A 22750-nucleotide genomic window follows, 5' to 3' on the forward strand; every position below is an offset into this window, starting at 1 on the left:
GATTCTCACAGATAAAGAACGGGAGGACGGAAGCCCCGCATTTTTAAATCGGGGATGAAGTCCGACGCGGCGAATGAATTCGCCGTCATTTTTTTTGGTTTTCGATGTAACGTCTAACTGTTGTATTGCTAACATTGCCAGGGGTAGAGACAAAATACGAGTGAGTCCACAGGGAAGGCAGCTTTAAGAGTATTGGACACTCTTGTCTTAGCAATCGGGAACTTCTGCCCTTGATTGCCTTGACGACTTGATGGGCCGCTACTTTTGGTGGAGTATTGACAAACAGATGAACATGATCCGGCATAATCTCCAAGGCTATAACCACCCACTCTTTTTCTTGGCAAACCTCCCAAATAATATCTCGTAATCGCTTTTCTACGTCTCCAATCAACACTTTTTTTCGTCGTTTTGGCGTCCAAACTAAATGGTAATTGACCATATAAACCGAGTGGTTACTTTTTCTGTACTGCTGCATATCCGTCAAATTATGCTATGATTAGATTATTTTGTTGATAGCGTAGAGCTGGCGACAGTGTTTAGCCATCTATGATTTTAAGCTACGTCTACAAACTGCGTCCATCTGGCAGCCAGTCTGCCAAGATGGAATCGTGGCTTAATATGCTTCGGAGTACCTACAACTGGTGCTTGGCTGACCGGATTGAAACCTATCATTACTCTTTCATTCAGGGAGCCTATTGCAGTCTAAGGACTAAGGCTGAGGCTTACCCTTTAACCTGCTGCATCGTTAAAAATGGCGCAACAGGGAATCCTTGGACCCATAGCGGTAAAAAACGCAATGCTGGCACAATTCAAGATGCTGCATTGGTAGACCTGAAAGCCGCTCGTCCTTGGTATAAATCAATAGACTCGGACGTATTGCAACGTAACATTGCTCGGTTGAATACCGCCTATAAAAACTTCTTTGATGGGCGGGGGTTCCCGGCATTTAAAAACCGCAGTAACTTTCGGTCGTTCGAGTATAAGCCTGGTCGGGTTAAGTTCAAAGGGAGCGAGGTCTATCTGCCTAAAATTGGCTGGATGCGCTTTTTCAATTCCCGATCCATCCCCGATGGGTTTGTCATCAGAAGCGTTACAATTCGCCGTAAAACCGATGGATGGTTCATTTCGGTACGTCTGGAGGACAAGTCAGTCCCGGAGCTTATACCCCGTCCCACCTCTGAAGTTAAAACGGCGGTTGGGCTAGACATGGGATTAACCAAGTTGGTGCATTGTTCCGATGGGAGTGATATCCCCAACCCTAGGTTTGCCACTAACCAGAAGGCTAAGCGAACTCAATTGATTCGCCAACGCCGTGTCAGCCGGACAAAGAAAGGTTCGGCGAACCGTAAGAAACGGGCGGAGTCAGTAGCCAAACTACATAGTAAAATCAGGAAGCGCAGAAGTGCTTACCAATGGCAGGTCGCTAATAAACTGGTCAAAAAAGCCGACGCGATTGTCGTAGAAGATCTCAATATTCCAGGAATGGTGAGGCGGTGTAAACCCAAGCGAGAGGAACAGACAGGACGGTTTTTACCCAATGGTCAATCAGCTAAACGGGGATTGAACCGTTCCATTCTGGATGCCTCGTGGGGAGAGTTGATCAACAAGATTCAGTACGTGGCTGCAAAGTCAGGAAAGGTCTTACTCAAAGTGAATCCACGGGACACGTCCAGAGAGTGCAGTGCCTGTGGTCATATCGATAAAGCCAACCGGGACAGAGAGCGGTTCATCTGTACTGAGTGTGGACATTTCGACCATGCGGACAAGCAGGCGGCACGAAATATTAAGCACAAAGCCGTTGTTGAATACGGTTTGAATTTGATTAAGGTACCCACGGACTGTGGGAAACCCAAGCAGTTAAATCTGTTTGAAACGCCCAGCGCTGAATTAACAGTGCCTAGAAGGAGAAAACACGACACCCGTAAGGGTAAACGTCGTGTGCCTGGGAACCTGGGAAGACAATTAGAACTGTTTTCTCAGGATATGTGGAATGTGAGTTCCACAGAATCCCCCTTTTTCTAAAAGGGGGAGTGTCAACCAGGCTGTCTAACTCTTGCCATAATGTCTCTAAGCACGACGGCTGACGCTGGCATACAACTAGATAATAGAATTTTCCAGACATACATAGTATACTGCGTCTGGAGCGTTATTTGTCTGTTGTGAATTCCAATCCCACATCATGGGATTATCGTCCAGGGGCTCGGTGACAATACGCCCGATAACGTCAATTTCTTGCACTTCTTCTTGAGATAATTTAACCTCAGCCTCCTTAGCATTACTAAAGGATTGTCCCCGATGAAGTGCACCCGCGATCGCATTCGTTTGTGGTTGGGCAATTAACCAAGCCAAGGATAATTGAGCCAGACTACAATTATGGCGTTCGACAATTGGGCACAGTTTGCCTAAAGCTTGCTGCGCTCGTTGATGCACCACCTCCTTATTAAATGTTCCGGGAGACCAATGAATTTGGTATTGTAACAGGAGAAGCCGACTGTAAGTGGGCAACCGTTTCCCATGTAGAGGCGGCATCAACAGCCCACGCATGACTTGGTGTTGCTGTTACTGACCTGTCCATCTAACATAATCAGGGAGGTAGAACCCGTCAGGGGGCGGAAGACATCGGTGACTTTACCCAACTCAAATTTTTCCGGACTGAGGCAACCGGTAACTATTTACCGATATGGCGGGGGATTCAGTCAACCCGATTAACTTCCATCCGGCGACTAGGCAAAATGTGCAATTGTAGATAGAAAGGCAGGAATGTTGAGTCGTGCTATCGCCATGAACCTGAAGTCGTGTAGCCGACATCTGGGGGGACTGTCTTGCCTGGATCACCCAAAATCTGCAATCCTCTTGTACATGGCGTATTTATCATCATCTCATACTGATCGCTTGCCAAACCACAAGGAGCTATACCAGTTCCTTGTCGCTTGTCAGCAGGCATCTGTTGAGAAAGGCTGTACTCAAATTGCCAGTATTTCTGTGGAAATTCCCCGGGTCGATCCACTGACTGTACTCCAGATTATCGCTAAACCTGAACACTTCCAGTTTTACTTAGAAAAACGCAAGGAAAACGAATCGATTCTGGCTATTGATGCGGCGATCTCTGCTGAAGTTGAAGGAATCAATCGATTTCAACACGCCAAGACCGTCATCCATCGTTATCTCAAAGACACTTGGATTTGGACGGAACAACAAAAAAGGATGTCCTTTGCCGGTCCCCACTTTTTTTGTTTTTTTACCTTTTTTGCTGTAACCCAGGAGTCTCAGTTTTCATCGGCGACGATTTTTCTTCCCCGTTGGCAAGTGGCTTATCGAAAAGATAGCTGTACATTCGTTGCGAATCTTCAAGTTGACCCTAGCGTTAATCTCAAAGTTCTCCTGAAAGAACTATACAATCATATATCTGAAATTACATGGTCAGGGCATCAACCCAGTTCTCTGACCAGCCTTAATTATTCTCAATTTATAAATTCCCACTCAATCAAGGCTGAATCCTTTAAGTCAGCCGTCGTATCAGCCTTAAAATCAATTCATGCCAATCAATTTAGCAAAATTGTTCTCGCTAACGCCATTGATATTGTTTCGCATCAGCCTTTTAATGTCGTCAACTCCCTCGATAATTTGCGCCAACGCTATCCGGATTGCTATATCTTTTGTGCCAGTAATGGTAAAGGACAGAACTTTCTCGGTGCGAGTCCTGAACGGTTAATTAGTATTCGTGACCATCTGTTGGTAACGGATGCCTTAGCTGGATCAGCGCCGCGTGGAAGGAGAGCCACTGAAGATGCTGATTTTGGCGATCGCTTGCTTGGTTCTGAAAAAGAGCAGCGGGAACACCAATTTGTCCTAGATTTTATCACTCAACGCCTATCTGAGTTGGGACTCATCCCCCAATACTTACCTGCGCCCCAACTGCTTAAACTCTCTAATATCCAGCATCTGTGGACACCAATCCAGGCACAACTGTTTACCAATGTCCATCCCCTAGACATTGTTGCCCAGCTTCATCCTACCCCTGCTGTAGCAGGTGTTCCTACCCAGATTGCTCAAGAACAGATCCGCCGCTACGAAACCTTTGACCGTTCCCTCTATGCAGCCCCGTTAGGTTGGATCGATTATCAAGGTAATTGTGAGTTCATTGTCGGTATTCGCTCAGCATTAATCGACAGCAACCCGTCTTCTCTAAATCATGACAACACTTACCGCGCTAGACTCTACGCGGGGGCGGGAATTGTGGCAGGTTCTGACCCCGACAAAGAACTGGCAGAAATTCAACTCAAGCTTCAGGCATTACTCAAAGCTTTACTTTAGTCATTGGTCATTGGTCATTGGTCAAGCGTTCATGCTAGCCAATGGCACTCTCAGGCATAAAGAATCGATTTAATCGATTTAACGGAGAGGGAGGGATTCGAACCCTCGGAAGCGCCTAAACACTTCAACAGATTAGCAATCTGCCGCTTTCGACCACTCAGCCACCTCTCCAAGGCGGTGCTTGACTATCATAGCAGATTACAACCCCTTTTTGTCTAGTGGTGAGTGGATGCAAATTACTCACCCTATCCGGTTGTGTGCGTCTTTACATAACTAAATTTTTCTTTACATATTGCAACTTTGATTTCTAGAGGCTATACTCTTTTCAAACGAGTAAAACTCAGCTCTTTTGATCAGCTATTGCTAAGTCTGCACCCTTTAAGCTATATACAACAATGATGAGGTTTCCGATGAAATTTGGTGTAGTCTGGTAAAGCCGTCCATGACCTGAAAGAGGAACTCATTTCTCAAGCTCTATAGTAGGGAATTACCAGCCCAATCCGGCGTCGTTTCAGTTAGTTAATTCTTTCTGCGAAAAGTAAAAGGGAGGGAAATGTGGCACAAGTCTTCCCACTCAAGGGTTAGTTCACCCTTGGTTGCTCGCAAGTTAAGGGTTCACAGCATTTACCATCCTCTAGTCTGATGCGGATAAAGCCCTCAGCGTTTAAGGTTTTCTCAACCAAAAATCTGAGCGGAGGGAAAAGCCGCACAAGCATCAAACGCTTAATTAAGCTTAACCCTTGTTGAAATCGAGGATTAGACCAACTTATGACCAGTAAACATAGACAACATATTGCTCTCATCTCAGTTCATGGCGATCCCGCCGTGGAAATTGGTAAGGAAGAAGCGGGTGGACAGAATGTTTACGTGCGCCATCTGGGTGAAGCCCTTGCCCATCTAGGATGGCATGTAGATATGTTTACCCGAAAAGCCAATGCTGATGATCCCGTCATCGTAGAACATAGTCCACGTTGTCGGACTATTCGTTTGAAAGCCGGTCCAGAGGCATTTGTCCCACGGGATAAGATCTTTGGCTATACCGGCGAGTTCTTAGATAATTTGCTGAGGTTTCAGGAGTGGGAAGGTGTTCGGTATTCCCTGGTTCATACCAACTATTGGATTTCTGCATGGGTGGGGATGCAATGGAAAAAGCGGCAATCGATTCCCCAAGTTCATACTTACCATTCTCTTGGTGCGGTTAAGTACCAGTCAGTCGAAGCGATCCCGATGATTGCTGGTACTCGCTTGGATGTGGAAAAAGCGGTGTTAGAGACAGCCGAACGCACTGTGGCGACATCTCCCCAGGAAAAAGACCATATGCGATCGCTGGTTTCGAGTAAGGGTCATATTCAGATCATTCCCTGTGGCACAGACATTCAACGCTTTGGGGCGATTGAGCGCACTCAAGCCAGACTTGAATTAGGATGGAATCCTGATGACAAAATCATCTTTTATGTGGGACGCTTTGATCCGCGTAAAGGCATAGAAACGCTGGTTCGCGCTGTGGGTTGCTCTCAGATACGCCATGATCCCCAAGTGAAACTGATTATTGGTGGGGGATCTCGTCCCGGTCACAGCGATGGGATTGAGCGAGAACGGATTGAGGCGATCGTTGATGAACTGGGGATGAGGGATATTACCACATTTACCGGACGCATTAGCGATGAACTTCTATCGGTTTACTATACGGCGGCTGATGTCTGTGTGGTTCCCAGTCACTATGAACCCTTTGGTCTCGTGGCAATTGAAGCCATGGCTTGTAGTACGCCAGTTATTGCCAGTGATGTCGGTGGGTTGCAATTTACTGTCGTACCCGAAGAAACCGGATTACTAGCGCCGCCTAAAGATGAGGTGGCTTTTGCTGAGGCAATAGACCGCATTCTATCTCACCCCGACTGGCGCAATCAATTGGGTCAAAGGGCAAGATGGCGGGTGGAGGAAAAGTTTAGCTGGGATGGTGTGGCGCATCAACTCAGTGATCTTTATCTCCAGTTCGTCCGAAACTCCTCCCAGGTGTTGGAACAAGCCAGCGCGTGAACTACCCAGCGCTGACCTGTTGTATTCTGATTCTTGCAGCTAGGCGTTTCAGACGGTAGGGGTTTGGTAACTAAACCCCTACCGTCTTTTGATGCCTTTTTCAACACTCAAAACGACTCCCTGTTCCCATTTGTGATTCATAGTTCGTTACAATCGAAAGGACACGACGAACAAAAAATCAAGGATAAAGGACAAAGGACTAAGGACAAATGACCGATGGCTGAACTTCCTCAAACGTTAGACGAAGCGATCGCTCAAGCTCGCGAAGCGACACAAGCCGCCCTCAATGATGGATACACTCGCCTGCAAGTCGAGTTAGTGTTTCCAGAGATTGCCCTGCAAGCCCAATCCATTGCATGGCAATTTACCCCGATCTTTGAACAGTATGGTTCGGGGCTAAAGGTTCTCTTCCCTGATGCTGGGGCGGCGGCACTTGCCCGCCGAGACTGGGGAGAAACACCGTTTAAAGTCACAGACATTGGCACAAGTCGCTCCCCTGTCGAAAGTAGGATTCAGCCAGAGGATGAGGCGTTTTTGATTGTTTCCCCTTCGGCGGTAGAAGTGAGTCAAGTGGAAAAACTCTGCAATTTGGCAGGCGATCGCCCCTGTGTCTTACTCACTCCTCAGCTTGAAGATCTGAAAGTGGTGGGTATTGGCTACGCCGCCCGTCAACTCCGTGAACGGTTTCTCAGTACCCTAACCTCTTGTTACTACGTCCAACCTCTGGATGGGGCGGCTCTACTTCGGGTTTATCCGGGACTATGGCAAATCTGGCTGGAAAAGGAAAATGCCTATCAGCTTATTGCTGAAGAACCGCAAAAACCTGTAGGAGATGCCTTGGAATTGATTATTGCTAAAGTAACGGGTAGCGGTGACTCAGAAGATACACCTGCTGCAAAAAAACCAGGGTTTCTCTCTACGCTACAGAGCTTTTTAGATGCATTGAGTCGTTAATCCAACATCTAAACGCTAAACGCCAAAAACCCACTATATCTAGCGTCTTTTTCGCCAAAATCTTGAAAAAGCGCTACCTATGATATGAGTCTACAATTTATGACGCCAATGTAATAATTGAAATTGTATAAAAAATTTTGATAGAGGGTGCAAAAACCGACCGTAAATCTTCCCTGGAACATGTCCAATGAATCCTTCTTGTGAGGAGAATGAGCCAAACCTATTCCATGGGGAAGCATCTCTCCAAGCCTTTTTCGATATTTCTGCTGAGTTGTTGTGTATTCGTGACAGTAACGGGTATTTTAGAGAACTCAACTCAGTTTGGGAAAAGACTCTAGGCTGGACGTTAGATGAACTGCGATCGCGCCCTTGGTTAGAGTTTGTTCATCCTGATGATGTGGCATTCACCTTTGATATGGAGAATCAATGTCACACTCTCCAGGATAATAAAACCCCAATATGCCTTAAAAATCGCTTTCGTTGTCGAGACGGAAGCTATCGTTGGCTGTCTTGGCGTTTGGGAGCCTATCAAAATAGTATAAGCCATGGTATTGCCCATGATGTCACCGAAAGCAATTGGCGAGGTAGTCAGGCATATCGCAAAGGAGTCCAGGAAACTGTTAAGCTACGCGATCAAGCGATCGCAGCGAGTAGTGTTGGTATTGTTATTGCGGATGCCCGGTTGCCAGATATGCCGCTTATCTATGTTAATCCTGCCTTTGAGGAAATAACAGGTTACTCTGACGCTGAAGTCCTCGGTTATAATTGTCGTTTCTTGCAAGGAAAAGATACCAGTCAGCCAGCCGTTGATCAACTCCGTGCTGCGATTAAAGCCGGAGAAAATTGCACCGTTACCTTACTCAATTACCGGAAAGACGGAACACCGTTCTGGAATGAATTGACAATTTCCCCCATTTATGATGATCATAATAACCTAACTCATTTTGTCGGCATCCAATCCGATATTAGTGATCGGATAAAAGCGGAACAAGCCCTACGCTTAGAACAAGAAAAGTCAGAACGGTTATTGCTCAACATTTTACCCAAGCCTATTGTTGACCAATTAAAACAGTTTGAGGGAAGTTTAGCACAACAATTTACGGAAGCGACTATCTTATTTGCTGATATTGTCGGCTTTACGCAGCTTTCGGCTCAAATGTCTCCCTTAGAACTGCTTAATCTACTAAATAATATTTTTTCTGTTTTTGATAAATTAGCCGAAAAACATGGCATTGAGAAAATCAAAACCATTGGCGATGCTTATATGGCTGTGGCGGGTTTACCTGTAGCAAATGATCATCATGCTGAGGCAATTGCAAACATGGCGTTGGATATGCAACAAGCCATTCAACAATTTAAAACACCACAAGGGGAACCCTTTCAAATTCGCATTGGCATTAATACGGGACTTGTGGTAGCTGGTGTAATTGGGATTAAAAAGTTTAGCTATGATCTTTGGGGAGATGCAGTTAATGTGGCGTCTCGCATGGAATCATCTGGACTTCCCGGAAAAATTCAAGTGACAGCGGCGACAAAAGAGCGTTTGCAGGATAAGTATGTATTTGAAAAACGGGGTGCGATCGTGGTTAAGGGAAAAGGGGAAATGATCAACTATTGGCTGGTTGGGAAGCAGGAGTTGTAGAGACGTGCCATGGCACGTCTGGGAGATGGGGAAGGTGAGGAAGATAGGGAAGATGAGGGAGATGGGGAAGATGGGGGAGATGGGAGTTAATGCAAAATCCAGTCAGGGCGGTTTTTGTACTCCAGTTAGGGTCAATTATCAATGTTAGTCCCTATGGAAAGGGCGGGTTTTGTATTCCCGTTAGGGTCAATTATCAATGTTAATCCCTAAACCCGCCCCTACAGAAGGGTCAATTATCAATGTTAGTCCCTATGGAAAGGGCGGGTTTTGTATTCTCCTTAGGGTCAATTATCAATGTTAATCCCTAAACCCGCCCCTACAGAAGGGTCAATTATCAATGTTAGTCCCTATGGAAAGGGCGGGTTTTGTATTCCCCTTAGGGTCAATTATCAATGTTAATCCCTAAACCCGCCCCTACAGAAGGGTCAATTATCAATGTTAGTCCCTAAACCCGCCCCTACAGAAGGGTCAATTATCAATGTTAGTCCCTAAACCCGCCCCTACACACTCAAAACTATACTATAGTTGTTTAACATAAACGCGATCGCACCGCTTTGTCTCTACCCCTGTGGTTGGCTGATAGCCGCTATTTTCATAAAGCTGGATGGCTTCTTTGAGGGCGCTGGCGGTTTCAATCCAAATTTCTTGGAAACCCCGGTTGGCGATTGTTTCCTCAAGCTGTTGCAACAAAAATTTACCGAGCCCTTCACCTCTAAACTCTGGAAGCAGGTACATTTTACGAATTTCTACAGCGTTTTCGCCGCGTTCGACTGGATAATACGCCGAGGTTCCCACAACTTTACCTTGGTATTCGATTACCCAAAACTCTCCCCCAACCGTTTGATAGAAGGTTTCGACGTCAACCACATCGCGATCGGCTCCCCTAGGTTCCCAAGTTAAGCCGTATTCTGACAAGACTGAACCAATCACCTCGGCGGCGTTGACGCGATCGCGCGGTTCCCAGTCACGAATTAAAAAGTCACGGTAATAGGTTTTCATTGTGTACGAAATAAAGAATATCGAGTTTTATTATCGTCTTTGCTTGCCTTTCGAGCAAATGTCAGAATTCACGATTGTAGTACTCTGTCAAGCTATGCGGTTCCGCATTTAAAGCTTAATGTCAATAATGGTGAAATCCTTGTCGTAGTGTGAGCATCTTGCTCACTACTAATACCCAAATTAAATGCATGACACCTTATTTAGGGTAAATGCTGGTAAAATTATCAAACACTACACTAAATTAATTCACAATAGACCACAAAAAATCAAACATCAACCCCAAATAATGCTCGACCTCTGGGATATTGCCGCGATCGATCAACATGCTCACAACCTACTGAACCCCTCTGCCACAAAGCGTTATCCTTATACGGCGGCTTTTACGGAAGGGTATCATCCTGATATTATTAATCATCATGCCCGTTATAGCCTGTTCTACCGTCGTAGTTTACGGGATATTGCTCAACTTTTGGATTGTGAGCCAACAGAAGCTGTAATTCTTGAACATCGCCGACAACTAGGGTTAGAAAAACTCACACAGAAATGTTTTCATGCCTCTAACCTTGAGGCAATATTTCTCGATGATGGCTTTTTGCCCGGTGATATTCTGCCACTGGAATGGCATCAGCAATTTGTTCCTGTGCAGCGGATTCTGCGATTGGAATATCTAGCAGAAAAGCTGATTATAGAGACTGATGACTTCAAAACATTTTGGGAACAATTCCGGAGTCAGCTTGATCCACCATCGGCTGGAATTGTGGGATTTAAAAGTGTTGCGGCTTACCGAACAGGTTTAGATATTCAATGGACACCCAAGGAGTTTGCTAAACAACGATTTTATGAAATCAAGCCAACGTCAAGTCAATCCTTACACCTATCAGATAAGCCATTTATTGATTTTGTAATCACCCAAGCTCTAGAAATTGCTAGCAAATACCAGTTACCCATACAATTTCATACAGGGTTTGGTGACCCGGATTTGGATCTGCGCTTGAGCAATCCCTTGCATCTGCGATCGCTCCTTGAAGATAAACGTTTTGAAAACGTCCCCATTGTCCTACTACACGCCGCTTATCCCTATAGTCAGGAAGCTGGATATTTAGCATCCGTTTATCCTCAAGTCTATCTAGATTTTGGATTAGTCGTTCCGTTTTTGAGTCATGCTGGAATGCGTCGAACAGTTCAGCAACTATTAGAACTAACACCAACCAGTAAACTGATGTATTCCTCCGACGCTCACAATATTCCAGAATTGTATTATTTAGGTGCAAAATGGGGGCGAGAGGTGCTAAGTCAGGTGTTAGATGGGGCGATTCAGGATGGTGATTTTACAGCAAAGGAAGCTGAATCAGTTGCTTATGCGATTCTCTATGACAATGCCCGAAAACTTTATTTGAAAAAGTCATAAAGAATAATTAATGGGTCATAATAACAATCCCATTTTTATTTTGATTTCACCTAGATTGAGGTAGTATCTGTAGGGGCGGGTTTAGGGATTAACATTGATAATTGCCCCTAACTGGAGTACAAAACCCGCCCTTTCCATAGAATTAATATAGCGAGATCATATCTGTAGGGGCGGGTTTAGGGATTAACATTGATAATTGATCCTAACTGAAATACAAAACCCGCCCTTTCCATAGAATTAATATAGCGAGATCATATCTGTAGGGGCGGGTTTAGGGATTAACATTGATAATTGCCCCTAACTGAAATACAAAACCCGCCCTTTCCATAGAATTGACTCTACGCAACCTACTTGAATATTTTAAATGTTACAACATTTTAAGAGGTGGAACCAGACTAAAATGCGAATATGCCTTCCCAGAAGTTTCGTCGTCAGTTGCGTCAAGAAGCACAGCAATGGCAAAGTGAGGGGTTAATTGATCCCTCTGTCTATGAACAACTTGCCCAACGCTATCAATTTAGGGAACTCGAAACGGCTTCCCGTAACCAATTTGTCTCGATTCTGCTACTGATCGGTAGTATCCTTTTAGGCGTAGGCGCGATCGCGTTTTTCGCCGCCAACTGGCAAGTTTGGTCGCGAGAGTTGAAAGTAGCGTTACTCTTGCTGCTGTTTATTGGATTCAATACAGCAGGTTTTGTTTTGTGGCAACGTCCTAAAGGAGGACAACGCCGTTTAGGACAAATATTGCTGATGCTAGGGGCGCTGATATTGGGGGTAAATATGGCGCTGATATCCCAACTCTTTCAGCAAAATAGACCCGCTTACCAATTGCTGCTGCTTTGGGGAGTTGGTGTCTTGGGGATGGCGTATAGCTTGCGGTTAACTGGGTTAGGCATACTTTCTACCCTTTTGATCGGAATTGGATATATTCAGGGACAAGGACAACCTGAATTTTTAGCGATTGGAGAGATAGGTTGGCTGCGGCTGATGGTACGATTTATGCCCGTAGTCGCGGCTGTGATGTTTATTCCCTTAGCCTACTGGTGCGGTTCTCGGTGGATATTTCGCCTCGGTGCGATCGCGGTGATTTATTCATTAGAGGTGAACTTACTAAGCCTCAACGTTTTAATCGCCCCCGCCTGGGTTAGCGCGATCGCTTGCGCCCTTCCGCCAGCCTTATTATGGGGGTACAGGGATAGGTTCTGGAGACGGTATCTTCCTCATGCTAAGTCTTTCGAGAGTACAGCCCGCACACTTGCCATTATTTTCCTCAGTCTCTTATTTTCCCTCTTATCGTTCTATTGGATGTGGAATGTTTCTTTTATGCCATCTGCCAACAATGCCTTTCATGTACCGTGGTATATTTTGGTCAATTTGTTTATCTTCGTCAGCATAACAATTTGGGAATGGCTGCATCGTTGGCGTCAGTTCAACCGAACAACTAGCTTTGTGGCTTTCATGATTGTGATTAGCGCCGTCATTCCCTATTGGCATCTCAGGACGGGTTCTTTAGATATCGCGGCAGTATTAACGTTCAATTTAATGTTACTTGTTTTAGCGATCGGTATAATCCGTAAAGGAATCACCCAAGCCCAACGACGTTTTTTCTGGGGAGGGTTGGTGCTGTTAACGTTGCAAGTCTTAAGTCGGATGGTTGAGTACAATACCGATTTACTGTTCAAATCCCTAGTTTTTTTGTTGTGTGGTTGCGGTATTATGGTGGCTGGCATAAGTTTTGAATACTATATTCGCGCTCAACACTCAAAATAAATTCCCTAAGCTGTTCGGCATTTAAACCTTCATGTCAACAATGACGAAATCCTTGTAGTGCGTTAAGCGAAGCCATGCCGCAGGCTTTGCATCTTGCTCGCTACTAATACCCAATTTAAATGCATTACAGCTTATTGCCTATTCCCTGACAAATGACGAATGACGAATGACGAATTAAAAATGACAAATGACACTACCCCTTCTATCCCTTTCCGGCGATTTTGGCTCACTTTGTTATTTCAAACAGCTTTAATCCTGGCTGTGCATGCCCAAGCGATTTACACTCATATCGCAGGTAAAATTATCATTTTGCAAACAGCCCCCTTAGAACCCTACAATCTATTGCGAGGCTACTCTCAAATTATGAGGTATGACATTTCTAGTCAAGAGCAATTACGCGGTTTGCCAGGTTGGAATAATTTACCTAAACAACAAAGTGATGACAACACCGCAATGTTTATCAAGCCAGGAACTCACTTTTACGTAATTTTAGCAGAACCGATTTCACTCAGGTTACCTGGACTACCACAACCTTGGGAACCCATTTCTATTAGTCTCAAACGCCCTGCCAATCTCAACAACAATCAGGTTTTTTTGAGAGGAATTGCCCAACGGGGATTAATTGAGTATGGACTCGAAAATTATACTATGCCTGAAGCAGAACGGAATCAGATTAATGATGATCTGCGGGCAGCAAGACTTGCTAATCCTGAACAAACCCAACAAATTCCGCCTATTGTTATGGAAGTTAAAGTTGATGCTTGGGGAAATGCCGTTCCGATTAGTCTTTGGGTACAGACTGGTGAAGCGAATCAACAAAAGATTCGCCAGTATCGTCTCTGATTGAGTCATTCGTCTTATGTCATTTGTCTTTAATAGTGGAGGTTGTAGGTTTGGTTTCGACTTCGCTCAACTCAATCAAAGGCTAAAGCCCTTACTACGAACTGTGTCACGCTCCGACAATTGAATCAGGACGGGTTTTGTTGATATATTATCAATAAGTTAGGGCGGGTTTTGTTGTTCATTTATTGATGACAAGTCGTTTTAATGGCTAAACCCGCCCCTACAGAATTTATTGCTTTTGACTGTTGAGTGTTTATGACGATTACTTCTAACTTCCCCATCCCGTCAGCAACAACTGAGTTTTACAGTTGGCGTAATTATCGTTGTGCTTACGACTATTATCAGCCGAATCAGGCTAGCGATACACCATTGGTGTTAATGCATCCGATTGGCGTCGGATTATCCCGTTGGTTTTGGCATCGCTTTTGCCAACAGTGGTATCAAGCGGGATATTCTCAACCCATTTATAATCCTGACTTACTCGGATGTGGTGACACTGATATGCCCCATGTTGCTTATCATCCTACAGATTGGGCGCAGCAGTTAAATTATTTTTTACAGACTGTTGTCAAAAAACCCGCTATTGTGGTGGTGCAAGGTGCAGAATTACCCGTAGCCCTTTCTCTCGTCCAGTTGCCAGATGCATCAAATTATGTCAAAGGATTGGTATTTTCGGGTCCACCGTCTTGGGCTGTAATGACTCAGGAAACCTCTAATTTGAAGCACAAACTTGCCTGGAATCTATTTGATTCGCCGTTTGGTCGTTTATTCTATCGCTACGCCCGCCGCCGTCAATTTTTGCGTTCATTTTCCTCAAAGCAGTTATTTGCTGAACCAGACGATATTGATGAGCAATGGTTAGACAGTCTCAGAAAAGGTGCTGCTGATACCGCTAGTCGCCACGCCGTTTTTTCGTTCCTATCTGGGTTCTGGCGACAAGACTATCAACAGGTTATTGCTTCCATTCAGCAACCGACATTTGTGGTAGTAGGCGAAGAAGCCAGCAGTATCAGTCGCGAGGGTAAATTGGAAACACCTGAGCAACGCTTAGATTACTATATCAAGTATTTTCCCCAAGGTCAGGGGGGTAAAATTCCGGGTCGAAATGTTTTACCTTATGAGTCAACGGCTGCTTTTGTCTCGGTTGTCGGCGATTGGATTAATCAACAGAAGTTAACCTAGTTCCTGACAAAAATTTAGTCTAAAGTCCAGTGGTAAGTTGCTATGGGTAAAAGGATTGGAGTACATCAGCTTTAGCGCGATCGCTCTTTTAACCGAATCACCAACCAAGTGAGTAGGGCGGCTAAAATAGCGGTACTGAGGCTGTATACTAAAGGAATAGCTGGTTCTAACCAGGGTGGTTGGATTTTTAGGGAATGGGTGAGGACAGACCGAACTGGATCATTTTTTCCCTCGCCTAATTTATTCAGAGACACAACCATAGAACCTGCGGCTAGCCCTACGCCGACAATTGCGACAGTATTTTGGAACGTGCGATCGCGCTGTGCCTGATCCAAATTTGTGATTCCATAAATCGAATTAATTAATTCCTCCAATAGAATCAAGCCAGGACTTAATCCCTCATAGTCTTTTTCTACTTGTAACATATATTTGTTACTAAAATCTTGCCTAAACTTATCCAAAAAAGTAAAATCATGAGGAGATAAAAAGTCAAGAATTGAGTTAGGAAGTGACTGCCAATCTAAAGACCTTAAATTCCATCCCCATAAAGTTAAGTAATCATAATCTGAGATAGCTTTTTCCTGGGTTTCTTTCCTGGCTTTCTCCTGAATAACCTTAACTCGTCTCTCATAATTTAATAAGTTAACTTCCATTGTCCGAATCTGATCAGCCAATTGATTTAAGTCAATAGAATAGTGATATAAACTATATTGTGCTTGTAATAATTGATTTTTTAATTGTCTAAGACTCGGGTTGCTCTGGCGCTCTTTTTGAAACAATCTCATAAACTCTTTAATAGTTCTATAACCCTCTTTCAAGTCCTGTTTAATAAAGCGACTCTGAGTATAAGCAAACAAAATTTTATGTCGATAACAAAATAATCTTATCCAATCAAAATTGAAGCGAGAGGCTATCTTAGCGGCTGAATGATTCGGACATAACTCAATCAAAACATGATTAGATACCTGTAGTTCAGCCAAATAAGTCGAATTATAATTTGAAAAATTAGAGCCTTTCCTATGACTTCTATATTTCAAGTTTGGACGGATGTAATATTGGGATAATTCAAAAAGAGTCCCCCCTAAAAATTTTCCTTGACCTACTAAGTCAGTTTCCCAATCAGCGGGGGTCTGAGGGTCGGAATTTTCCATTAAGGCTTGATAGCAGTCCTGAGCAACTTTAGACCGATCTTTATGATAGTTTTCAGGGAGATGAGCTAAGATTAACCAAGTAGTTCCTAACGTCCCAGGCTGATCCGCCAGCTTGTCATCAATTTTTTTTTTGAGATTAGCAATGACTTGATTAGCAGAATAGATGTGATAATTTTCAGGAGGAGAACAGGCAACTAAGAGTCCATAGGTGTCATTTAAACGGACAGGGTAGTAATATCCTGTATAGCCATCTTCGTGGTCTGTGAACTTGTCAATTTTTGTCGGTAAAAGTTCATGATACTCCGTTTCAAAGCTGTGATCATTTTTAAAAACATAAGAGAGATGGGGAAGACGGCGAGCAAAGTTTGCTTGGGCATCCCTTAACTCTTCATTGTTAAACCCTAATCCTTCTTTGATATCATAAACAAAACAAAAGAGATTAGGATAGATGAGTTGACTCATGAGCGACCGAGAGATTTTAGATATTCCGCCAGACGCAGAGCCAGACTTAATTTTTGACTGGTTTCGGCTGGGTTGGGACTTTTGACAACGCTACTGACAAAGTTACAGATTTCTTGACTGCTCTGATCCGCTTTACCCTCAAAGTAGGCTCGCTTCACAACTGGTGCATCAGGAAAAATTTGCTTAACCTCTTGTTCATCGGGTAAAATATTAGGGATCTCTTCCGACGACAACTGCCCTAAAGCTTGAGAGGCTTGATGATAAGACTTCAGAAAATCTGACTCTTCAGGAAAGACTGTCAAGAGCTTTTCAAGGTGAGATGACCACTTTTGGGGTTTGGTTCCTAACCGTTGACCCATTTGATGCAAGGCTTGCTGTTGCTCCTCAGTTAGACACTGATCTGAATTTTCAAGAGCCACGAGAATCGCCAGTAACGATTGATTAACGGTGGTAGCCATAAATCCTAAGCTGAGAGAAAGGGGGTCGGGGGAGTCGTTGTCGTGCAGTTTTAGATAGATAAATTTTAGATTTAGAGTCCAAAACAGCTAGGCTATTAGAACTATGTTACCTTAAAATTACTCCGTTAAAGATGTAGGTCAGTCCATGACTCGTGATGCCCTGGTCATAGGGATTAATAGCTACCCAGAACTGCCTAACTTATCCAAACCGGCTCAGGATGCGGAGGCGATCGCCCAACTTCTGGAACAACATGGAGGTTTCCGGGTGCGACGATTGCCCGAAGTTAACCGGGAAGGTCGATTGCGGGTGCATAAAGGGGCAGAAGTCCGCTGTAAGCAAGTCGAAGAGGCGATCGCGACGCTCTTTAATCCTGATGGGGATGATGCTCAAGTGCCAGAAACGGCACTGTTATTTTTTGCTGGTCATGGCTTACGCAAAGTTCGTGGGGGCATAACAGAAGGTTTCCTTGCCACTAGCGACTGCAATCCGGAAGAAGAAATCTGGGGAGTCTCCCTGCAATGGTTAAGGCGATTACTCCAAAAAAGTTTGGTTAAACAGCAAATTATTTGGTTAGATTGCTGTCACAGTGGGGAATTACATAATTTTGACGAGGCAGATCCGGGAAACTTAGGACAGGGAAGAGATAGATGTTTTATTGCTGCCTGTCGTCCTTTTGAATTGGCTTATGAGTCTTTGGGTGGAAAGCATGGAGTATTGACTCAATTTTTGTTAGAAGGACTTGAGCCTAGGGAGAATACTGAAGGTGTAATTACCAATCATACCTTAGTTGATTTTATTAAGGAAAAGGTGAGAGGGATTCCCCAAGCACCGATTCATAGCAATTCAGGTGATCCCATTATTCTCACTACTCGCAATATCGAACAAGTCAGTCCAATTCGAGAAGGCATTTGTCCTTATAGGGGTCTGAGGTATTTTGATTTTAACGACGAGGACGCTGAGTATTTTTATGGACGCACAGAGAGAATAGATGAATTAATTGAGAAAGTTAAAAATAGCAATTTTTTGGCGGTTTTGGGACCATCGGGATGTGGGAAGTCTTCTTTAGTTAGAGCTGGACTACTGTATAAGCTAAAACTGGGACAAAACTCATCAGGAAGTGATTTGTGGAAAATTTATCCTCCATTTACTCCTGGAGAACAAGATAAAACCCCACTGCAAAAAATAGCTAAAGTCTTTGTTGATGCGGAAATCAATTTATCCCCTATTGAAAGAGCCAGTCAGCTAAAAAAGGCTGAAGAGTTGATTTTAGCCGGAAAAGAAGGATTAAAGCGATTAGTTGAAGCCACTCAAGCTCCTCGCGTAGTTTTGGTGATTGACCAATTTGAAGAAATTTTTACTCTCTGCCCGGATGATTCAGAAAGGCAGCGGTTTTTTGAATGCCTATTAGGGGCTTTAGAAGCAGCCGAAGGTAAACTTTGTCTGATTTTAGTAATGAGAGCAGATTTTTTAGGAAAATGCGCGGAGAATGAATATTTTGGCTTGACTGAATACATTAACCAAAATCAGTATTTAGTTCCTACTTTAACAGCTTATGAGTTAGAAGAATCTATTATAAAGCCAGCACAAAAAGTTGGATTAGAGGTAGAAAGAGGATTAGTTGAGCAAATGGTTGACGATGTTCAAGGTTCTCCGGGTAGCTTGCCACTTTTGCAATATACTTTGACAGAGCTTTGGTATCAAAAAACGGTGACTCGATTAACCTTAGCTGAATATAACCGCTTAGGAGGGGTTAAAGGAGCATTACAAAAGCAAGCTAATTTATTTTTTGAATCTTTGTCGGAAACAGAACAGAAAATTGCCAAGCGAATTTTCTTGGAGCTAACTCAGTTAGGAGAGGGGACAGAAGACACTCGCCGCCGTGTACTCAAAACTGAGTTAGTTACTACAGAGTATAGTGAAAAAACTATTGATAATATTCTGCAAAAATTAGTGAGTGTTCGCTTAGTAGTTACTGATGAATTACAGGCTAGAGGTCAAGCAGATCATAACGCTCTAACCGTTATTGATGTTGCACATGAGTCCTTAATTCGTCACTGGCCACAACTCAAAAACTGGCTGGAAGAAAATCGAGAGATGCTGCGTCGGAAGCGACAAATTGAGCTTCAAGTTAGGGAATGGTTTGAGGGTGGAAAATCTCGGCAACGCGGTGATTTATTAGCTGGGAGTCGTTTAGCTGTTGCCCAAGATTTTTGGAAGGAGAATCCGGCAGAGCTTTCTCCAATTGCTGTGGAGCTAATTCAATTGAGCCAGGAGGCTGAGACTCAGGCTAGATTGGAGGAAATGCAAGCTCAACTTACTTTAGAAAGAGAAATTCAGGAAAAAGAAACGGCTCAGAAAGAAAAACTAATTCTTGAATCTGCAAACAATAAAGCCAAGCGCAGGATTAAAATTGGTTCAATCTTTTTGGGGGGGAGTTTAATTTTAACTGTTGCATTTTTAGGAACTGCCACGATCGCTCGTTATCAGCAACGGGAAGCGGAAGAAGGAACCAAGCTAGAACAAGCGGGGGTGAGTGCCTTGCGACAATTGCGATCGGGAGAATTAGAAGCACTCCTTTCCGCCATGCAAAGCGGTCAACGATTGCAAGAACTGGTTAAAAATGGTCGTCCTCCCCAAGATTATCCAGCCGCCAGTCCGATCTTAGCATTGCAGAAAATTCTCGATACGATTTATGAGCGCAACCGCTTTGATCGTGGGGGAGATGAAGTGAAAGCCGCTACTTTTAGTCCTGATGGACAAGCCGTTGCTACAGCCGGACGAGATGGAGTGATTAGAATTTGGGGACTATCAGGAACCACAGAAGCCGTTGAACTCCGGGGACATAAAGAGGGGGTGCTAGGTGGAATCAATGACATCAGTTTTAGCCCCAATAGCCAGCGAATCGTCAGTGCTGGGGGAGATGAAACCGTTCGACTCTGGGAGAGTTCCGGTCAACAACTGATGCAGATGGAACATCCAACTGTTGTTAATACCGTGGCATTTAGTCCTGATGGGGAAACTTTTGCCTCCGGTGATGATTATGGTGTCGTGCTTTTGTGGAATCAGTCGGGAGAGAAAAAGGCAGAATTTGAACATCCTGGCGGTGTGAACCAAATTACTTTTAGCCCTAATGGTCAGACCATAGCAACTGCTGGAAAAGATGGTAGGGTTCGCTTATGGGAAACTTCCGGTCAAGAAATTGCCCAATTTCAAGCTCATCCACAACGGGTTTTTAATGTTAGTTTTAGCCCCGATGGTCAGGAGTTAGCAACCACAGGAGACGACGAAGCAGTTCGCCTCTGGACTTTATCCGGTGAAGAAGTGCAGCAAATTGAGGGACATCAAGGGTGGGTGATTGCGGTGAATTTTAGTCCCGATGGAGAGCAGTTGGCAACCGCAGGAGATGATGGAACTGTTCGACTATGGGAACGTTCCGGTCGAGAAATTGCCCGGTTACAAGGTCATCGAGGGACGGTATGGCGAGCCAATTTTAGCCCTGATGGTCGCTATCTCATGAGTGCGGGACGAGATGGCAGTTCTAGACTCTGGGATCTGTCAACAGCAGCAACTTTACAGTTTCCCGGTCATCAAGAAGATGTTAATACAGTCAGTTTTAGCCCTGATGGACAGGAAGTAATTGGTGCTGGGGATGAAGGAATTGTCCGCGTTTGGAGTTTATCCGGAGAAGAATTGGCTCAATGGACTGCTAATTCTCGCGGTGCAATCTGGAGTATCAGTCATAGTCCCAATGCGAATATCATTGCCACAGCGGGATTTGAAAACACGGTACGACTATGGGATCGTTCTGGCGCTTCCTTGGGACAGTTGACAGGTCATCAATCTTGGGTGAACAGTGTGGAGTTTAGTCCCGATGGTCAATATATTGTGACTTCAGGAGCCGACAAAACAGCGCGACTCTGGACAGTTTCTGGTGAATTGTTGGTAACTCTAGAGGGACATGAAGCTGTTGTGGGTAAGGTGGCGTTTAGTCCTGATGGACGGCGGATTGCGAGTACGGACTGGGATGGAACAATTAAGCTATGGAATCTATCCGGTCAGTTGCAGAAGGAATGGCAGGGTCATGAGGGACAAATCCGCAGTATTAGTTTTAGTCCCGATGGTAGTCAGTTGGTGACGGCAGATAACAATAGTATGGTGCGGGTATGGGATAGGTCAGGACGGCAGCAACTGGAGTTTTTTAGCTATCAGAGTGGGATTAATGCAGTGGGTTTTCGTCCCGATGGGTTGTACGTTGCTACGGGAGGGATGGATGGCACGGTGCGATTGTGGGATTTGCAGGGGCGACAAGTGGCTGAGTTTACCAATGACCAAGGGGCTGTTTGGGGTCTGACGTTTAGTGCTGATGGGCAATCTATTTTAGCGGGAGGAGATATGGGGAGTTTGCGGTTATGGAAAATCTTAAATTTGGATGAATTGTTGGTGGTAGGGTGTGACTGGTTGGAAGGGTATCTCGCTATGGCTTCTGAAACTTTGGCTTTGAAGAATTTTTGTCAGCAGTGATTTGAGTTTTTTCGGGGAAAGTCAAGGCAGAACATATCAAATTTTCAATTTCAAAAGGTTACTGAATTATGAAGGTCAATATTTTTGCCTTACTTTTTCAACTGAATCTAGTTTGGCTTTTGTCAGGGTGTAACCTAATTGAGGATATTTTTAGAAAAACGCCAGAAGTTTCTGAGGATAATCTATCTTATAAGCAGGTTTACTCGACCCAAGAGATTACTGAACTTTCAGGGTTAAATGATTCTCAAATAAGAGATTTACTACGTCTACAATCACAAAATATTCATCGTGGTAAATTTAAAGCAATTTTGCCAACTTATGTTCCTAGTGGGTTTGAAGTTACTGATTTTGTAATTCGAGATTGGAAGCATGATCGTTATACTGTTGCATACAATGTAGTAATTACTTACTCTAATCCTAGTCAAGTTTGTTTCGATATTGTTATGCAACTTGAGGGGGGTGGCGGTTCACCAATGGCTCTTGAGAACATTGACGTTTTTTCACCAGCTTTAGGAAATGTAGTTGCTGAAATTACAGAGTTTAGTACAGAAAGTGAAACGTCATACATGACAGTTGAAATGTGGCATGGAGTTATTGATAGTAAATATGTCTATAGTGTAAATTCTTCTAGTGCAAATGAGTACACAAAATGTAATTTAATAAGCCGACGTGAATTTATAAATATTGTCGAAAGTTTACACTATTTAAGTCCTTAATTCATAACTGATACTACAATATATTAATCGTGTATTGTGTCTCTCAATAAAATTTTACATCAACATGATCAGTCAAGGACTATTTGACGTGCCATAATTTAAAGCCTGTAGTTTGATTTGAGTACAGCGATTTTCATTCACTTTATGGAGTCTCAATAATACTTGCTTCACCGATTTCTACATTGACAAATTCTGATTGAATAAACTCCTTGAACTGATTGGCGCGTTCACGTCCAATAAAAGAAGAAACTTGAATATACTCTTTATCTAAAGATTCCCGATAGATTTTCAG

15 protein-coding genes, 1 tRNA gene and 1 pseudogene are annotated in these 22750 nt (G+C 43.9%); 11 read left to right on the top strand and 6 right to left on the bottom strand.

Going from position 1 to position 22750, the window contains the following annotated elements; all coding sequences use genetic code 11:
* Nucleotides 1-85: 85 nt before the first annotated feature.
* Nucleotides 86-475, bottom strand: a complete 390-nt coding sequence (gene tnpA / locus RIB93_RS27840) for an IS200/IS605 family transposase (RefSeq protein WP_446377781.1) — start codon at nucleotides 473-475, stop codon at nucleotides 86-88.
* Nucleotides 476-546: 71 nt separating this feature from the next.
* On the opposite strand from tnpA, the gene RIB93_RS27845 reads away from it, so the two are divergent.
* Nucleotides 547-2022, top strand: a complete 1476-nt coding sequence (locus tag RIB93_RS27845; protein ID WP_446377783.1) for an RNA-guided endonuclease InsQ/TnpB family protein — start codon at nucleotides 547-549, stop codon at nucleotides 2020-2022.
* Between the two features lie 144 nt (nucleotides 2023-2166).
* On the opposite strand, the pseudogene RIB93_RS27850 reads toward RIB93_RS27845, so the two are convergent.
* Nucleotides 2167-2424: pseudogene (locus RIB93_RS27850) on the bottom strand (aldo/keto reductase); the annotation flags it as partial.
* Between the two features lie 435 nt (nucleotides 2425-2859).
* On the opposite strand from RIB93_RS27850, the gene RIB93_RS27855 reads away from it, so the two are divergent.
* Nucleotides 2860-4314, top strand: a complete 1455-nt coding sequence (locus RIB93_RS27855) for an isochorismate synthase (RefSeq protein WP_446377785.1) — start codon at nucleotides 2860-2862, stop codon at nucleotides 4312-4314.
* Between the two features lie 82 nt (nucleotides 4315-4396).
* Here the strand turns inward: RIB93_RS27855 and RIB93_RS27860 are convergent.
* Nucleotides 4397-4485, bottom strand: a tRNA-Ser gene (locus tag RIB93_RS27860).
* A 597-nt stretch (nucleotides 4486-5082) separates the two neighbouring features.
* Here RIB93_RS27860 and RIB93_RS27865 point away from each other — a divergent pair.
* From RIB93_RS27865 to RIB93_RS27875, 3 genes are all read left to right on the top strand, one after another.
* Nucleotides 5083-6351 carry a glycosyltransferase family 4 protein gene (locus RIB93_RS27865; protein WP_446377787.1) on the top strand — a complete coding sequence of 423 codons (1269 nt, stop codon included), beginning with the start codon at nucleotides 5083-5085 and terminating at the stop codon, nucleotides 6349-6351.
* A 216-nt stretch (nucleotides 6352-6567) separates the two neighbouring features.
* Nucleotides 6568-7305, top strand: a complete 738-nt coding sequence (locus tag RIB93_RS27870; protein WP_006098939.1) for a DUF1995 family protein — start codon at nucleotides 6568-6570, stop codon at nucleotides 7303-7305.
* 187 nt (nucleotides 7306-7492) lie between these two features.
* A complete protein-coding gene (locus RIB93_RS27875; RefSeq protein WP_446377789.1) occupies nucleotides 7493-8947 on the top strand; it encodes an adenylate/guanylate cyclase domain-containing protein in 1455 nt (484 codons plus the stop codon).
* A gap of 519 nt (nucleotides 8948-9466) precedes the next feature.
* On the opposite strand, the gene RIB93_RS27880 is transcribed toward RIB93_RS27875, so the two are convergent.
* Nucleotides 9467-9946 carry a GNAT family N-acetyltransferase gene (locus RIB93_RS27880; RefSeq protein ID WP_446377791.1) on the bottom strand — a complete coding sequence of 160 codons (480 nt, stop codon included), beginning with the start codon at nucleotides 9944-9946 and terminating at the stop codon, nucleotides 9467-9469.
* A 286-nt stretch (nucleotides 9947-10232) separates the two neighbouring features.
* Here RIB93_RS27880 and RIB93_RS27885 point away from each other — a divergent pair, with 286 nt between their 5' ends.
* From RIB93_RS27885 to RIB93_RS27900, 4 genes are all read left to right on the top strand, one after another.
* Nucleotides 10233-11354 (top strand): amidohydrolase family protein, encoded by a 1122-nt coding sequence (locus tag RIB93_RS27885; RefSeq protein WP_446377793.1) that lies wholly within the window; start codon nucleotides 10233-10235, stop codon nucleotides 11352-11354.
* A gap of 408 nt (nucleotides 11355-11762) precedes the next feature.
* Entirely contained in the window at nucleotides 11763-13124 is a 1362-nt protein-coding gene (locus RIB93_RS27890) for a DUF2157 domain-containing protein (protein WP_446377795.1), read from the top strand.
* 180 nt (nucleotides 13125-13304) lie between these two features.
* Nucleotides 13305-13967 (top strand): GDYXXLXY domain-containing protein, encoded by a 663-nt coding sequence (locus RIB93_RS27895; protein WP_446377797.1) that lies wholly within the window; start codon nucleotides 13305-13307, stop codon nucleotides 13965-13967.
* A 255-nt stretch (nucleotides 13968-14222) separates the two neighbouring features.
* On the top strand, nucleotides 14223-15149 hold the full coding sequence (locus RIB93_RS27900; RefSeq protein ID WP_446377799.1) for an alpha/beta fold hydrolase: 927 nt from the start codon (nucleotides 14223-14225) through the stop codon (nucleotides 15147-15149).
* Nucleotides 15150-15220: 71 nt separating this feature from the next.
* Here RIB93_RS27900 and RIB93_RS27905 read toward each other — a convergent pair whose 3' ends face one another.
* Entirely contained in the window at nucleotides 15221-16762 is a 1542-nt protein-coding gene (locus tag RIB93_RS27905) for a hypothetical protein (RefSeq protein WP_446377801.1), read from the bottom strand.
* On the bottom strand, nucleotides 16759-17220 hold the full coding sequence (locus RIB93_RS27910; RefSeq protein ID WP_446377803.1) for a hypothetical protein: 462 nt from the start codon (nucleotides 17218-17220) through the stop codon (nucleotides 16759-16761). Before RIB93_RS27910 ends, RIB93_RS27905 begins: the two co-directional genes overlap by 4 nt.
* 145 nt (nucleotides 17221-17365) lie before the next feature.
* Here RIB93_RS27910 and RIB93_RS27915 point away from each other — a divergent pair, with 145 nt between their 5' ends.
* Nucleotides 17366-21742, top strand: a complete 4377-nt coding sequence (locus tag RIB93_RS27915) for an nSTAND1 domain-containing NTPase (protein ID WP_446377805.1) — start codon at nucleotides 17366-17368, stop codon at nucleotides 21740-21742.
* 68 nt (nucleotides 21743-21810) lie between these two features.
* Complete coding sequence (locus RIB93_RS27920) at nucleotides 21811-22458, top strand: hypothetical protein (protein ID WP_446377807.1); 648 nt, start codon at nucleotides 21811-21813, stop codon at nucleotides 22456-22458.
* Nucleotides 22459-22750 lie beyond the last annotated feature (292 nt).

Origin of the sequence: Coleofasciculus sp. D1-CHI-01 (genome assembly GCF_040218875.1) — a bacterium.
Lineage (GTDB): Bacteria > Cyanobacteriota > Cyanobacteriia > Cyanobacteriales > Coleofasciculaceae > Coleofasciculus.